We start from the raw sequence: 14,516 nt of genomic DNA, 5'->3' as shown, positions 1-14,516 counted from the left end.
GGACCGGCCGTGCGGCTCCTCGGCGACCCGCGGATCAAGCGGCGAACCTGGCTGGGAACGATGCTCGCCGCGCTGGGCGTCCTGTCGTTCTCTGGCTCGTTTCCCGGCACCGTCTTCGCGATGCGGGGGTTCGATCCGTACTTCCTCAGCTTCGCGCGCGCCAATCTCGCCACCCTGGCCGCCGTCATCTGCCTCGCCGCCGCAGGCGCGCCGTTGCTGCCGCCCAGGGAGCATCTGCGGTCGTACGCCGTGATCTCGGGGGGTGTGGTCTTCGCCTTCCCGTTGTTCAGCGCTCTGGCACTGCACAGCGGGGCGAGCACGGCCCATTCCGCGGTCGTCACCGGCCTGCTTCCCGCCGCGACGGCCGTCGGCGCCGTCCTCCGAGCCGGGGAACGGCCGAGACCGCTGTTCTGGGTCGCCTGCGCGGCCGGGGCGTTGTCGATCACGGTCTTCGTCCTCAGCCGGGGAACCGGCCGTTTCGCCGGGGCGGACGTGCTCCTGGTGCTCGCGCTGGTCGGCGCGGCCGCGGGCTACACCGAGGGCGGCCTGCTGGCCAGGGAGACCCCGGGTTGGCGCGTCATCTCGTACTCCCTGGTCGTGGCCGCCCCCGTCACCGTGCCGGTGACGGTCGCGCTGGCGGTCACCGGCGACGCGCAGCCGAGCGGCGTCTCGCTGGCCGGGCTGGCCTACGTGGGCCTGGTGTCGATGTTCCTCGGCTTCGTCCCCTGGTATGCGGGGCTGGCCATGGGCGGGATCGCCCGTGCGGGACAGGTCCAGCTCGCGCAGCCGCTGCTGACGCTGCTCTGGGCCTGGCTCTTCCTGGATGAGCGGTTCGGCTGGGCCACGGTGGCGGCGGCTCTCGCCGTGCTGGTGTGCGTGGCGGTCACCCAGGTCAGCCGCGCCGGCGGTGCGAGGCGGCCGGACAGGGCTTGAAGCAAGGACGCCGTCCACCGATCTGGAGCGGGCCGCGCACAACAGCATCGGCTGGGTCGAGGACGTCATCCCGGTGTTCTGAGCCCTGGGCGCCTTCACGCGCGTCCGAGGTCGTCCGGCCCGAGTCTCCTCTCGGTGAACGACCTCGGAGGCGGGACCGCCGGAGACGGCCGTGCCGTTCCGCCGTTCGGTGAAGATGAAGCGTTCAGCGAGGCGCTCGCGGCGCCCAGCGGGCCGCTCAGTGAGAGGGGTGCGGAGTCGGCGTCTTGACGTGCGGAGACGCGCTCGCCGCCGCCTTCTCGAGAAGCGTCAGGTGCTCCTGGACGACGGGCTTCGCCTCCTGAGCCACCTTCTTGACCTGCTCCGAGGAGCCGTTCGAGAGCTGCTTGTTGATGGCCGCCAGAGTCTTGCGGTGGCCGGGCAGCTCCGCCTGCACCCACGCGCGGTTGAAGGCGGTGCCGCTCAGCCCGCTCAACTGCTTGATCTCGGCCTGGTCCTGCTTCGTCGGTTCCCTGGGCAGCTGAACGCCGGCCTCCCTGGCCACCTTCCGTACCTTCGTGTCGAGCTTCGTGTGATCCTTGACCATCTTCGTGCCCAGTTCGCGCAGTGACTTTGTGGTCGCCTTCTCCTGCGCGAGCCTCCCCGCCCGGATCTCCGCCAGGTTGCCCTGATGGGCCTCGATCAGGAACGTCCGGTCCTGCTCGCTGGCGCTGACGCTGGGACTGTGAGTGGGGCTGCGAGTGGGACTGGGTCTGGGCTGGGCGACGGCGCCGGTGGTTCCCGCCACCAGGGCGCTCATCATGATGGCCAGCAGAAGGACAATTCGTCTCACCATGAGATCCCCCCTGGATCTCTTGTCGGGACGATCTCGGCACGGCCAGGACAGGCCGACCGCACATGGTGACTACCCTCCAACCCGTGGGGAAACGTCCCAGATCACCCGAAGGTGGCGTATCGGGTCAAAGCATCGCTACAAGTCACCGCGACGAGTCCGGATCGGGCCATCTGTCCCGGGGAGAGACGAAGCTGCCGCGTTCCGGGACGGTGTAGATCCAGCCGGCTTCGCGCAGCAGTGCGATGGCCCTGCGCACCGTCTCTCTCGCCACGTCGTATTGCTGCACCAGCGTCGTCTCGCTGGGGATGGGGCGCCGAGGCTGGAGGTCGCCCCGCCGAACGCCCTCGATGATGTCATCCGCTATCTGGCGGAACAGTGGAGTCTTCCGGGACTCCCGAGGGGCCGCGCCCGGGGGGCCTACGAACGTTCCCTCGCCGCGCACGGCATGGACCAGGCCCTCTTTCCGCAGCAGCCCGATCGCACGCCGTGCCGTGGTCCTGGCGACGCCGAACTCCCTTTGGATCATCGACTCGCTCGGGATGGGCTGACCGGGCAGGAGTGCTCCGTCGACGATCTGACGCCGAACGATGTCGGCGATTTGAAGGTACACATGTGTGTCGCCATCGCGATCGAGCATTTAGCCAAGATAGACGATGGGTACGTCATGAATGGGCAAGTCGACCACCGTAGACGGGTTGTGTACGTCTAGCTCTCCGGCCATTCCTTCTGAGGTGAGACGTACGTTCCGCGGTAGGCGACGGTGAAGGCCCATCCCTGCGTGCGCAGCAGGGCCATGGCCTGCCGGACGGTGGCCTTGGCCACGCCGTACTGGCGCATGATCACCTTCTCGCTGGGGATGGGCTTGTTGATGTGCAACTCGCCTTTGCGGATGCGGGTGCTGATGTCCGCGGCGATCTGCTGGTAGATGGGCGTTCGTTCAGGAGACCGGGGCGTCCCGGGCTGCCCGACGAAGGTGCCCTCCCCTTGGACGGTGTAGACGAGGCCCTGTTCGCGGAGCTCGCGTGCCACACGTCGTGCCGTCATCCGGGCGATGCCGTACTCGGCCTCCAACTCCGCCTCGCTCGGAACGGCGTCGCCCGGCGTCAGATCGCCGTGGTCGATCCGGTCTCGGATGATTTCGGCGATCTGCTTGTAGACGGGTATGGGTCCCTCGCGATCAAGCACATCCGCATGATAGACGAAAAGGTACGTCTACCCACAAAACAGACACCTGCTTAACCAATATATACGTGCACTAGACCAATGCGGTCGAGTCGATTAAGGTCCATCGTGTGGTCAGGCGTTTTCCGGAGGGGAGAGCGGGATCCGGCGCCAGCGTGTGTCGGTGACGATCACGTGGTCGAGGAAGCGCAGGCCGACGGTCTCGGCCGCCTCGTGGACGCGGGCGGTGACCTCGAGGTCGGCACGGCTGGGCTCCAGTGAGCCGCTGGGGTGGTTGTGGGCGAGGCCGAAGGCGGTCCCGCCGCAGATGAGGACGGTGGTGATGATGTCGCGAACGGGCGCGGGGGTGTGGTCGCTGCCCCCTTCGCTGGCCAGGGTCCGCCGCAGGACGTTGCCCCTGGCGTCGCAGACCAGCACGACCAGGCGTTCCTTCGCCTGGCCGCGCAGGAGCGGCGCCGCGGCGGCGGCCAGGTCACCCGAGCAGGTGATGCGGGTCCGCTCGGGCTCCGCCTGCGCGCGGCGTACGAGCTGGAAGGCGGCGGCGACGCGGGCCGCCTTGGCGGGGCCCACGCCGGGAACGGCCAGCAGGCGATGGGGCTCGGCCCGGCTCAGCTCTCCCAGGTCGCCGCAGTGCGCGATGAGTCGCGAGGCCAGCTCGACGGCGTTGGTGCCCCTGCTGCCCGAGCCGAGCAGCAGTGCGAGCAGCTCCCGATCGGCGAGCGCGGTCGCACCTGAGGCCAGCAGGCGCTCTCTGGGCTGGTCGGACACCGGCAGATCCTTGACGCGCATCGCCACCTCCGGATGGGGAATCCGGATCGGTTCTACCAGCGGCCACCGACAGTCAGAGCTGGACCGGGATTCCGTAGACCAGGCGGAACCTGTCGCCCGGGATCACGATGTCGCTGGTCTCCACGGGCCGGTCGCCCGTCCAGTGGGTGCGCTCGATGTGCATCACCTGGACGCCCGCCGGAAGCTCGAGCAGATCGCTCTCGGTCGGCTGGGGCACCCGGATGTGCACGCTCTCGCTGATATCGGTGATCTTCGTTCCAGAGACCGCCATCCGCTCCAGGACGCTCCTGCGCTCGGTGGTGCCCTCGTCGGGGGTGTGCCCCTGGCTGAACTCCAGCAGCTCGTACGACGTGGCGAGTTGTATCGGCCGGCCGTCGCCGCGGACCACGTGGAAGACCTTGGTCACCTGGCTGCCGTGGCCGAGCCTCAGGCGCTGGGCGATCTCCGGAGGCGCCTCCGAGAGCTCGCTGCGCCAGCTCCATGTGGGACGGTAGCCGCCGCCCTGCACGTCCGACGGCAGTGTCGCGAGGGTGTCGGGCAGGCGACTTCGGTACAGCGGAAGCAGCGTCGGTTTCTCGCGGACGCGATGGCCGGAGCCGACGCGTCCGACGATGAGCCCTTCGTGCGCGAGCACGCGCAGGGCGTGCCGGGCCGCCGTCTCGCCGACGCCGTACTTCCGCGTGATCTGGTGACGTGAGGGGATCGGTGCACCCGGCGGCAGAGTGCCATCGACGATCTGACGTCGGATGTCCTCGACTACGCGCAGGTAGACCGGATCGGAATTGGCCATCATCCATCCCTGGGGGTGGGCTTTGATGCGGTCGCCCAATCTTGGCGTATCCGATGGACAACCCAGAGTAATGGCCCGTGTCTGTGATTCCAACTTTATGGATCAGATGGTGAGAGGTGCGCCGGCGATGGATTCGCCCCCCACGGCGGTTCCGGAAAGTCCGATTCCCGGGCCATATCACAGTGTTCACGTGGCCCCGCTGCAGAAGCAGCACGAGAAGATCCGCTGGCTCGTGCCGGCCCAGCGGAGCGACCGGGTCCGCGTGCGGAGGCATACCTGCGAATGCAAGGCGACGCTCTACGAGTTGTGCCACTCGGGCGGCCTGCTGTTCATCCGCCGGACCGTACGCGGCCCCGACGGGTCGCGGGTTCACGAGAGCGAGCGGCTCGTGACGGTGAGGATGGAGAACCTGTGGCTCAGGCTGCTTCTCGGGGAGGCCCGATGAGCTGGGCGAACGCCGGCCGCCCGACGGTTCGGAAAATTCTCGTCGGCCGCGTGTAACGCGCTCGTAAGGTGCGGCGATTCATTGGTAGAGGCCGCTGATCTGTGTACCCCCGAGCACATATCAGCGGCCTCTACCCACTCCGTCGCGACCAGGTCGTGCCGGTGCAGTCCGTGTAACGGGGTGGCGACGTCTACCGATTCGGTGGATCCGGGTAGCGTTCGGTCTATGGCATCGCCAACTGGAACCTCTGACGCCCCCTTCGGTCGCATGCTGACCGCCATGGTCACCCCGTTCACCAAGGACGGAGCGGTCGACTATGAGGGCGTCCAGCGTCTCGCCACCTATCTGGTCGACGAGCAGCGCAACGATGGACTGGTCGTGAGCGGCACCACAGGAGAGTCCCCCACCACCACCGACGCCGAGAAGGATCGCATTCTCCGCGCGGTGATCGAGGCGGTGGGCGACCGGGCCACGGTCGTGGCCGGAGCGGGCAGCAATGACACCCACCACAGCGTGGAGCTGGCCCGGGCCGCGGAGCGCGCCGGGGCGCATGGTCTGTTGGTGGTAACTCCCTATTACAATAAACCACCACAAGAGGGTCTTTATCGTCATTTCACCGCTGTGGCTGACGCTACCGGCCTTCCGGTGATGCTTTATGACATTCCCGGCCGGACCGGGGTGCCCATCCAAACTGTGACGCTCGTACGGCTGGCCCAGCATTCGCGGATCGTCGCGGTCAAGGACGCCAAGGGCGACCTGTTCGCGGGCTCGCAGGTCATGGCCGCCACCGACCTGGCGTTCTACTCGGGTGACGACCTGGTGAACCTGGCGTGGCTGTCCCAGGGCGCCGCCGGGTTCGTCAGCGTGGTGGGTCACGTGGTCGGCGCGGACCTCGCCTCGATGATCGAGCGCTACCGGTCCGGAAACGTCGCCGGCGCCCTGGAGTTGCACCGCCGGCTGCTCCCCGTGGTCGCGGGTGTCATGACGCGGACCCAGGGGGCGATCGCGTCGAAGGCCGCGCTGAGGCTGATCGGCCAGGACGCCGGTCACGTGCGGTTGCCGCTCGTCGACGCGACGGAGGAGCAGATCGCGATGCTGCGCGTCGACCTCGTCGCGGGCGGCCTGAAGCTTGCAGATAGCTAGTAACAATGGAGACGAATGAGCGAGCGCATCACCAGACATAACTGTCGCGATTCCCGGGGGCCCCAGCCGACAGGCGGGGAGGTCCGGTGAGCGGGGGAGTGATCGGGAACCGCGGCGTGCGGATCGAGGAGTTCGCATGAGCCATCCGCATCCCGGGCTAGGAGCCCCGCCGCCGCTGCCCACCGGCGGCCTGCGCATCGTCGCGCTCGGCGGGCTGGGGGAGATCGGCCGCAATATGGCGGTCTTCGAGTTCGACGGCCGCCTGCTCGTGGTCGACTGCGGGGTGCTCTTCCCCGATCCCGAGCAGCCGGGCGTCGATCTCATCCTGCCTGACTTCGACTACATCAGGGACCGCCTGGACGACATCGAGGCGGTCGTCCTGACGCATGCCCACGAGGACCACATCGGCGCGGTGCCGTACCTCCTGCGCGAGCGGCGGGACCTGCCGTTGGTCGGGTCCCGGCTGACCCTGGGCCTGATCGAGAGCAAGCTCACCGAGCACCGGATGCAGCCGGTCAAGGTCGAGGTCGTCGAGGGAGAACGGCGGCGGTTCGGGCCGTTCGAGTGCGAGTTCTTCGCGGTCAACCACTCGATCCCGGACGCGCTGGCGGTCGCGATCAGGACGCCGGCCGGCATCGTGCTGCACACCGGCGACTTCAAGATGGATCAGCTGCCGATGGACGGACGGCTGACCGACCTCGGAGGCTTCGCCCGGCTCGGCGCCGAGGGCGTCGACCTGCTGATGTCGGACTCGACCAACTCCGAGGTGCCCGGGTTCGTCACCAGCGAGCGGGACATCGCCCCGGTCATCGACGACGTCTTCCGCAGCGCCGAGAAGCGCATCATCGTGGCGAGCTTCGCCTCGCACATCCACCGCGTACAGCAGGTCATGGACGCGGCGGAGAAGCACGGGCGCAAGGTGGCGCTGATCGGCCGGTCCATGGTCCGCAACATGGGCGTGGCCCGCGAGCTCGGCTACCTGCGGGTGCCCGCCGGGCTGCTGGTCGACTCCCGGGAGATCGAGGAGCGGCCGCCGGAGGACGTGGTGCTCATCTGCACCGGGTCCCAGGGCGAGCCGATGGCCGCGCTGTCCCGGATGGCCAACCGCGACCACCCCATCCGGATCGCCGCCGGCGACACCATCCTGCTGGCGTCCTCCCTGGTCCCCGGCAACGAGACGGCGGTCAACAAGGTCATCAACGGCCTCAGCCGGTGGGGTGCCCGGGTCGTGCACAAGGGCAACGCCCGCGTTCACGTGTCCGGCCACGCGGCGGCCGGTGAGCTGCTGTACGTGCTGAACCTCACCAAGCCGTCGAACTTCATGCCGGTGCACGGCGAGTGGCGGCACCTCCGGGCGCACGCCAAGCTCGCGCGGCTGACCGGCGTTCCCGACGAGAACATCGTCATCGCCGACGACGGCGTGGTGGTCGACCTCGTCGACGGGCAGGCGCAGATCACCGGTGCGGTCTCCTGCGGTTACGTGTTCGTCGACGGCACCTCGGTCGGCGACATCACGGACATCGCGCTCAAGGACCGGCGCATCCTGGGCGACGAGGGCTTCATCTCCGTCGTCGTGGTGGTCGACTCGACCACCGGCAAGCTGACCGGCGGTCCGGAGATCACCGCGCGCGGGTCGGGCATCGACCCGGAGGCCTTCGACGGGGTGATCCCGCAGATCGAGATCGCCCTCCAGGAGGCGGCGGCCGACGGGGTGGCGGACGTGCAGCAGATCCGCCGCGCGGTCCGCCGTACGGTCGGCCGGTGGGTGAGCGACACCTACCGCCGCCGCCCGATGATCATCCCCGTGGTGGTCGAGGTATAGCCGAATGAGCACCGGGGACCACGTTCCCCGGTGCTCTTCGCGTCTTGTGCCCCGGACACGGGACCGCGTACGTTCGGTCCGATCATCGTCCTTCGGAGGAAGGGGCCGGCGTGGCCGCTGAGGCGGATCCGGTCAGGGTCGTCTACCGCAAGTACGGAGGGTCGCTCCACTGGAACCATCAGGCGCGGCTGCTCGGTGATGACGAGTTCGGCGTCTGGGTGGGGTGTCCGGCGGGGACCAGCGGCAGCAGGGGTGAGGAGCCGCCGGTCGTGTGGGAGCGGCCGTTCGTGATCCTCTTTCCGCGCGACGCGTGGTGGACGGCGACGTTCAACCCCGATGACCACAAGACGGCGATCTACTGCGATGTCACCACCGTGCCGGAGTGGCACGACGGCGAGGTCACCATGGTCGATCTCGATCTCGACGTGCTGCGGCTCCGCGACGGCCGCCTGCATCTCGACGATGAGGACGAGTTCGCCGAGCACCAGGTGCTGTACGGCTACCCCGTGGAGATCATCAGCCAGGCGGAGCGGTCGGCCGCCTGGCTGATGGACGCGGTGAACCGCGGGGACGGGCCCTTCGGAGGGGCCCACCACCGCTGGCTCTCCCTGATCAGCTGACCACCCCTGACGCGTAACCGTCAGCGCGGCACGTCCAGGACGCCGTCAACGTGGCGGGGCACCCCCAGCGGGTTGTCGTCGCGCAGCGCCTCGGGAAGCAGGGCCGGAGGGGTGTCCTGGTAGGCGACCGGCCGGAGGAAGCGGAAGATCGCGGCCGTGCCGACCGAGGTGGTGGCCGGCTCCGTCGCCGAGGGGTACGGCCCGCCGTGCTGCTGGGCCCACGCCACGGCCACGCCCGTGGGGTAGCCGTTGAAGACCAGCCGGCCGGCGCGGTCACGCAGGACGGACACCAGCCGCGCCGCCAGCTCCTCCTCGCCGGGCTCGCTGTGCAGGGTGGCGGTCAGGTTGCCGGGCGTGGCCGACAGCGTCGCCACCAGCTCGTCCTCGTCCTCGTACGTCAGCACGACGGTCAGCGGGCCGAAGCACTCCTCGAGGAGCAGTTCGGCGGCCTTGTCGTCGGCGAGCAGCGTGGCGGGGGCGGTCAGCAGCCGCGCGGTCACCTGCCGGTCGTCTCCGGGCTTGCCGGTCGCGGCGACGGTCACGCCGGGGAGCGAGGAACGGGCGTCCGCCCCGGAGAGGAAGCCGCCGCGGATGCCGTCGCCGAGCAGCACCTGCGGGCCGGTCTCGGTGAAGTGCCCGGCCAGCGCCTCGACCAGCGCGCGGCCCGCCTCGGTGGCGGGAGCGAGGACGAGGCCCGGCTTGGTGCAGAACTGGCCGGAGCCCAGGGTCGCGGAAGCCGCGAGGCCGGAGGCGATGGCAGCCGCCCGCGCCTCGGCCGCGCCGGGCGTGATCACCAGCGGGTTGAGGCTGCCGAGCTCGCCGTAGAAGGGGATCGGCTCGGGCCGCGCCTTCGCCACGTCGTGCAGGTAACGGCCGCCGGGGACCGACCCGGTGAAGCCGACGGCCTTCACGAGCGGGTGGTTGACCAGCGTGATCCCGGCTTCCTGGCCGTGGACGAGGTGGACGACCTCCTCGGGCAGGCCCGCCTTCCGCGCTCCCGCGCGCAGCGCGGCCAAGGCGATCTCGGAGGTCTCCGGGTGCAGCGGATGCGCCTTGACCACGACCGGGCACCCCGCGGCGAGCGCGCTCGCGGTGTCGCCGCCGCACACGCTGAACGCCAGAGGGAAGTTGCTCGCCGCGAAGACGGCCACCACGCCGAACGGCACGTTCATCCGGCGCAGGTCGGGCGTCGGCGGCGTCGTCGAGCCGTCGGCGTGATCGATCCGCACGTCGAGGAACGACCCCTCGCGCAGCACCCGCGCGAACAGCCGGAACTGCCCGGCGGAGCGGGCCACCTCACCGGTCAGCCGGGGCCCGCCGAGCGCGGTCTCGGCATCGGCGGCGGCGACCAGCGCGTCGCCGGCCGCCTCCAACTCGGCGGCGATCGCGTCCAGCAGCTCGGCCCGGCCGCGCGGGCCTGCCGCGTCCAGCGCTCGCAGGGTCGCCTGGGCGGTACGGCATGCCTGATCGACCTGCTCGGCGGATGACTCGGCGTACTCGCCGCGGCGGTCGCCGGTGCGGGCGTCGACGCTCCAGACGGTCATCGGTGGTGCTCTCCAATCGCACGATCTCGCGTGATCCGGCCCAGGGCGGAGTGGCCGCCCGGAGTCGGCTGGGACCATCCTGCCCCAGGCGGGTGACCGGCGGCACCGGGGCCATGGCCTATCGCACGGCTTTGATCACGACTGCGCCGCCGGTACTGTCGCCTCATGGTGACGCTCATCACCGGCGCCGCCGGCCGCATCGGCACCTGCCTGCGCCGGGGACTGCCGGAGCTCGGCCACCGGCTGCGCCTCATGGACCGGGTCCCGGTCGAGGACGCCGACATCGACCAGGTCACCGGCGACATCACGGACCCGGGGGCGCTCGCCCGCGCGATGGAGGGCGTCGGCGCCGTCGTACACCTGGCCGGCGACCCGTCGACGACCGCGTCCTTCGAGAGCGTGCTCGGCGCCAACATCGAAGGGACCTACCGGGTCTTCGAGGCGGCGCGCGTGGCGGGCGTGGAACGGGTCGTCTTCGCCAGCAGCAACCACGCCGCCGGGTTCACACCCCGCCAGGAGTCCGCGCCCGCCGACACCCCCGCCCGTCCCGACTCGCTGTACGGCGTCTCCAAGGCGTATGGGGAGGCGCTGGGCCGCTATTACGCCGACAGATACGGCATGCGCGTGGCGTGCCTGCGCATCGGCTCCTTCGAACCGCGCCCGCCCGACGCCCGGGCGCTGTCCACCTGGCTGAGTCCGGGGGACATGGTGCGGCTGGCGCACGCCTGCCTCACGACCCCCGGCCTGATCTACGCCCTGGTGTGGGGCGTCTCGGCCAATACGCGGGGGTGGCTCGACCTGGAGCCGGGCCGTGCCCTCGGGTACCACCCGCGGGACGACGCCGAGGTCTACGCCGCCGGGCTGCCCGAGCTCGACCCCGCCGACCCCGACCACGCCTGGCTCGGAGGCCGCACCGTGGAGAGCTGACCGGCCTGGAGCTCCTTTCGGCGTGCCTCCGGGAAATCGGTGAGTCTCGCGAGTACCTTCGGCATCATGGCCACCCGTACGTCCGGCAAGGGTTCAGGGAAACGTCCCACGCCGCGAACCGGGTCCCGCCCGGCTCCCGCCAAGCGGACTCCGGCGGGGTCCCGCGGCCGATCCGGGTCCGGTTCCCGCCCCGCCCAGAAGCGCCCGGTCGCGACCGGTCAGGATCCCGTCAGCTGGGTCTTCCTGATGATCGGCAGGCTGGTGATCGGCCTCTGGTCGCTGGTCGCGCACGGCATGGGCAGTGCCGCACGCGCTCTCGGGCAGGGCGCCCGCGACCTCGACCCGGCGCACCGCCGCGACGGTCTCGGCCTCTCGGCGCTCGCGGGCGCGATCGTGGTCGCCGCGATGACCTGGCGGCAAACCAAGACCGGTGTCGCCGAGGTGGTCGACGCGGTCGTACGCGGCACCGTCGGCACGCTGACCTGGGCGGTCCCGTTCCTGCTCGGGCTGCTCGCCTGGCGGTTCCTGCGCCACCCCGACCAGAACGCGGAGACCGGCCGGATGGGCATCGGATGGGCGGCGCTCCTCGCCGGCATCCTCGGGATCGTCCACGTGGCGCACGGCACGCCGTACCCCTCCGGGGGTGCGAACGACGGCATGGACAAGATCTCCGAGGCCGGTGGCATGCTGGGCTTCCTCGTCTCCGCCCCGCCGTCGAGCATCCTGCCCGCGTTCATCACGATCCCGCTGCTCCTGATGCTGTCCGGCTTCGGCGTCCTGGTCATCACCGCCACCCCGGTCCACCGCGTCCCCGAGCGCCTCACCGAGATCCGGCACATGCTCTTCCAGCGGCCGGAGGAGTCCGCGGCGAGTGGCACGACCAAGCCGCAGTCACGGCCGAAGCGCCCGCGGAAGAAGGCGGGCGCCCCCGAGGGGGAGGCCGAGGTCGGCGACAACATCAAGCCGTACGACACCCCCGTGCTCTCCGAGGACGGGGGCCGGCGCGCCGACCACGCGCCGGAGATCGTTCCCGGACTGGTCGACGACGAGGCGGAGCCCGCCGTCGCTCCGGGCAAGGCGCCGACCCCGCCGCCGCAGCCCACCCCGGCGCCGCGCAAGGTCGAGCAGCTCGTCCTCTCACCGCAGGCCGGGCCGTACACCCTGCCGGACACGCAGATGCTGCGCGTGGGATCGGCCCCCAAGCCGCAGACGAAGGCCAACACGATCGTGGTGAACGCGCTGACCAGCGTGCTGGAGCAGTTCAACATCGACGCGCAGGTGATCGGTTTCACCCGGGGGCCGACCGTGACCCGCTACGAGATCGAGCTGGGGCCGGCGGTCAAGGTGGAGAAGGTCACCGCGCTGACCAAGAACATCGCCTACGCCGTCAAGTCGGCGGATGTCCGGATCCTTTCCCCGATCCCCGGCAAGTCGGCGATCGGGGTGGAGATCCCCAACACCGACAAGGACCTCGTCTCACTCGGCGACGTGCTGAGGTCTCAGGTGGCCCAGGCCGACCACCACCCGATGATCGTGGGGCTGGGCAAGGACGTCGAGGGCAACACGATCGTGGCCAACCTGGCCAAGATGCCGCACATCCTCATCGCGGGCGCGACCGGCGCGGGCAAGTCCACCTGCATCAACGGGCTGATCACGTCGATCATGATGCGGTCCACGCCGGACGAGGTGCGGATGGTGCTGGTCGACCCCAAGCGGGTCGAGCTGTCCGCGTACGAGGGCATCCCCCACCTCATCACGCCGATCATCACGAACCCGAAGAAGGCCGCCGAGGCCCTCGAATGGGTCGTCGGCGAGATGGACCGCCGCTACGACGACCTCGCGGCCAGCGGCTTCCGGCATGTGGACGACTTCAACAAGGCGGTGCGGGCGGGCAAGCTCGTGCCGCCGCCGGGCAGCGAGCGCGTCTACCAGCCGTACCCGTACCTGCTGGTGATCGTGGACGAGCTCGCCGACCTGATGATGGTCGCCCCCAGGGACGTGGAGGACTCGATCGTCCGGATCACCCAGCTGGCCCGCGCGGCCGGCATCCACCTGGTGATCGCCACGCAGCGGCCGTCGGTGGACGTGGTCACCGGTCTGATCAAAGCGAACGTGCCCTCCCGGCTGGCGTTCGCGACCTCCTCGCTGGCGGACTCCCGGGTCATCCTGGACCAGCCGGGCGCGGAGAAGCTGGTCGGCCAGGGCGACGCGCTGTTCCTGCCGATGGGCAAGAGCAAGCCGATGCGGCTGCAGAACGCGTTCGTCTCGGAGAAGGAGATCGCCGAGGTCGTCGCGCACTGCCGGGCGCAGATGCAGGCCGAGTACCGCGAGGACGTGTCGGCGCCCGCGGCGGCCAAGCGCGAGGTCGACGAGGAGATCGGCGACGACCTCGACGTGCTGATCCAGGCGGCCGAGCTGATCGTCTCGACCCAGTTCGGCTCGACGTCGATGCTCCAGCGCAAGCTTCGGGTGGGCTTCGCGAAGGCGGGCCGGTTGATGGACCTGCTGGAGAGTCGAAATGTCGTCGGCCCGAGCGAGGGGTCCAAGGCCCGCGAGGTCCTGGTCAAGCCGGATGACCTGCCGGGACTGCTCGCCGACCTGCGCGGAGAGTAGCCGGGAAATTACCGTGCGGGGTGCCCCCGTTGTGCCGCCATGGATCGACTACTGGTTGAATGGGACCAACTACGCAACGTCGATGACGGGGTATGGTTCCGGGCGTAGCCGTTTCGGGGGGCGGAAGCTATGAGCATTGGCGAAGCTCTGGCGGAGGCGCGAGAGCGGATGGGCATGACGGTCAGTCAGCTCAGCCAGCGCACGCGCATACGCGAGACCATAATCGAGGGCATGGAGCGGGACGACTTCTCGCTCTGCGGAGGCGAGTTCTACGTGCGCGGGCACCTCCGCGCGATCTCCAGAGCGGTCGGGCTGGACCCCGACGAGATGGTCAGGCAGTACGACGATCTCCGCGGCGGGTCCGTCATACCGGTACGCGCGGCGAGCGTGTTCAAGGCCGGACGATCACTCGGCATACGCGGGCGCAGGACGCCCAACTGGACCGTGGCGCTCGCGCTCGCGCTGGCAGTCGCCGTGATCTTCGGGATCGTCCGGCTGCTCGGCGGTTCCGGCGATGCCGTCCAGGAGACGGCGGCGCACAGCAGGAAGGCCCCCGCGGCCGAGCACGACGCGGCGAAGGCGGCGAGCGACATGGTCGTGCTCACGGTCATCGCGAAGAGGTCGTCCTGGCTCGACGTCAAGGACGGGGCGGGCCACCAGCTCTTCCAGGGCACCGTCGCGAAGGGTAAGACCTCCACCTGGAAGGCCCGTGACCAGGTCAAAGTCGTCTTCGGTGACGCGGGGGCAGTCCGTCTCGAGGTCAACGGCAAGGACCTCGGCACGCCGGGCAAGAAGGGAGAGATGCTGCGGCGCACCTACGGGCCGGGAGTCCCGGGTCCCCGTTAGGGGTCGACTCCCGATACCGTAGTTTCA

Annotated in this window: 14 protein-coding genes; 8 read left to right on the top strand and 6 right to left on the bottom strand. The window is 69.9% G+C overall.

Annotated elements, in window-relative coordinates; all coding sequences use genetic code 11:
- Positions 1-9 precede the first annotated feature (9 nt).
- Entirely contained in the window at positions 10-933 is a 924-nt protein-coding gene (locus QSK17_RS10405; RefSeq protein ID WP_285704375.1) for a DMT family transporter, read from the top strand.
- 238 nt (positions 934-1,171) lie between these two features.
- On the opposite strand, the gene QSK17_RS10400 is transcribed toward QSK17_RS10405, so the two are convergent.
- The 5 genes from QSK17_RS10400 to QSK17_RS10380 form a co-directional block, all read right to left on the bottom strand.
- Entirely contained in the window at positions 1,172-1,765 is a 594-nt protein-coding gene (locus QSK17_RS10400) for a DUF4142 domain-containing protein (protein ID WP_285704374.1), read from the bottom strand.
- Between the two features lie 145 nt (positions 1,766-1,910).
- On the bottom strand, positions 1,911-2,405 hold the full coding sequence (locus QSK17_RS10395; protein ID WP_285704373.1) for a GntR family transcriptional regulator: 495 nt from the start codon (positions 2,403-2,405) through the stop codon (positions 1,911-1,913).
- A 68-nt stretch (positions 2,406-2,473) separates the two neighbouring features.
- A complete protein-coding gene (locus tag QSK17_RS10390) occupies positions 2,474-2,953 on the bottom strand; it encodes a GntR family transcriptional regulator (RefSeq protein WP_285704372.1) in 480 nt (159 codons plus the stop codon).
- A gap of 111 nt (positions 2,954-3,064) precedes the next feature.
- The gene (locus QSK17_RS10385; RefSeq protein ID WP_285704371.1) at positions 3,065-3,739 is read right to left on the bottom strand and encodes a JAB domain-containing protein; all 675 of its coding nucleotides are present in this window, start codon (positions 3,737-3,739) and stop codon (positions 3,065-3,067) included.
- A gap of 52 nt (positions 3,740-3,791) precedes the next feature.
- Positions 3,792-4,529, bottom strand: coding sequence for a GntR family transcriptional regulator (locus QSK17_RS10380; RefSeq protein WP_285704370.1), 738 nt, complete (start codon positions 4,527-4,529; stop codon positions 3,792-3,794).
- Between the two features lie 190 nt (positions 4,530-4,719).
- Here QSK17_RS10380 and QSK17_RS10375 point away from each other — a divergent pair, with 190 nt between their 5' ends.
- From QSK17_RS10375 to QSK17_RS10360, 4 genes are all read left to right on the top strand, one after another.
- A complete protein-coding gene (locus QSK17_RS10375; RefSeq protein ID WP_285704368.1) occupies positions 4,720-4,974 on the top strand; it encodes a hypothetical protein in 255 nt (84 codons plus the stop codon).
- Positions 4,975-5,199: 225 nt separating this feature from the next.
- Positions 5,200-6,117: a 4-hydroxy-tetrahydrodipicolinate synthase gene (gene dapA / locus QSK17_RS10370; RefSeq protein ID WP_285704367.1), complete on the top strand. Its 918-nt coding sequence runs from the start codon at positions 5,200-5,202 to the stop codon at positions 6,115-6,117.
- Positions 6,118-6,253: 136 nt separating this feature from the next.
- The gene (locus QSK17_RS10365; RefSeq protein WP_285704366.1) at positions 6,254-7,939 is read left to right on the top strand and encodes a ribonuclease J; all 1,686 of its coding nucleotides are present in this window, start codon (positions 6,254-6,256) and stop codon (positions 7,937-7,939) included.
- 110 nt (positions 7,940-8,049) lie between these two features.
- On the top strand, positions 8,050-8,559 hold the full coding sequence (locus tag QSK17_RS10360) for a DUF402 domain-containing protein (protein ID WP_285704365.1): 510 nt from the start codon (positions 8,050-8,052) through the stop codon (positions 8,557-8,559).
- A gap of 20 nt (positions 8,560-8,579) precedes the next feature.
- Here the strand turns inward: QSK17_RS10360 and QSK17_RS10355 are convergent, their stop codons facing one another.
- Complete coding sequence (locus QSK17_RS10355) at positions 8,580-10,103, bottom strand: aldehyde dehydrogenase (NADP(+)) (protein ID WP_285704364.1); 1,524 nt, start codon at positions 10,101-10,103, stop codon at positions 8,580-8,582.
- Positions 10,104-10,268: 165 nt separating this feature from the next.
- Here QSK17_RS10355 and QSK17_RS10350 point away from each other — a divergent pair, with 165 nt between their 5' ends.
- The 3 genes from QSK17_RS10350 (at position 10,269) to QSK17_RS10340 (ending at position 14,489) form a co-directional block, all read left to right on the top strand.
- Complete coding sequence (locus QSK17_RS10350; RefSeq protein ID WP_285704363.1) at positions 10,269-11,030, top strand: NAD-dependent epimerase/dehydratase family protein; 762 nt, start codon at positions 10,269-10,271, stop codon at positions 11,028-11,030.
- A 66-nt stretch (positions 11,031-11,096) separates the two neighbouring features.
- Positions 11,097-13,643: an FtsK/SpoIIIE family DNA translocase gene (locus tag QSK17_RS10345; protein WP_285704362.1), complete on the top strand. Its 2,547-nt coding sequence runs from the start codon at positions 11,097-11,099 to the stop codon at positions 13,641-13,643.
- A 129-nt stretch (positions 13,644-13,772) separates the two neighbouring features.
- Positions 13,773-14,489 (top strand): helix-turn-helix domain-containing protein, encoded by a 717-nt coding sequence (locus QSK17_RS10340; RefSeq protein WP_285704361.1) that lies wholly within the window; start codon positions 13,773-13,775, stop codon positions 14,487-14,489.
- The last annotated feature ends 27 nt before the right edge of the window (positions 14,490-14,516 follow it).

The organism is Microtetraspora sp. NBRC 16547 (assembly GCF_030268965.1).
GTDB lineage: Bacteria > Actinomycetota > Actinomycetes > Streptosporangiales > Streptosporangiaceae > Microtetraspora.
This window is presented reverse-complemented; position numbering and strand designations above follow the sequence as displayed.

What these genes read in the sequence shown, in the direction of transcription:
- QSK17_RS10365 (WP_285704366.1), top strand. Translation starts at nt 6,254, where the DNA reads ATGAGCCATCCGCATCCCGGGCTAGGAGCCCCGCCGCCGCTGCCCACC.
- QSK17_RS10345 (WP_285704362.1), top strand. Translation starts at nt 11,097, where the DNA reads ATGGCCACCCGTACGTCCGGCAAGGGTTCAGGGAAACGTCCCACGCCG.
- QSK17_RS10395 (WP_285704373.1), bottom strand. Translation starts at nt 2,405, where the DNA reads ATGCTCGATCGCGATGGCGACACACATGTGTACCTTCAAATCGCCGAC.
- QSK17_RS10355 (WP_285704364.1), bottom strand. Translation starts at nt 10,103, where the DNA reads ATGACCGTCTGGAGCGTCGACGCCCGCACCGGCGACCGCCGCGGCGAG.
- QSK17_RS10340 (WP_285704361.1), top strand. Translation starts at nt 13,773, where the DNA reads ATGAGCATTGGCGAAGCTCTGGCGGAGGCGCGAGAGCGGATGGGCATG.
- QSK17_RS10350 (WP_285704363.1), top strand. Translation starts at nt 10,269, where the DNA reads ATGGTGACGCTCATCACCGGCGCCGCCGGCCGCATCGGCACCTGCCTG.
- QSK17_RS10385 (WP_285704371.1), bottom strand. Translation starts at nt 3,739, where the DNA reads ATGCGCGTCAAGGATCTGCCGGTGTCCGACCAGCCCAGAGAGCGCCTG.
- dapA (WP_285704367.1), top strand. Translation starts at nt 5,200, where the DNA reads ATGGCATCGCCAACTGGAACCTCTGACGCCCCCTTCGGTCGCATGCTG.
- QSK17_RS10380 (WP_285704370.1), bottom strand. Translation starts at nt 4,529, where the DNA reads ATGGCCAATTCCGATCCGGTCTACCTGCGCGTAGTCGAGGACATCCGA.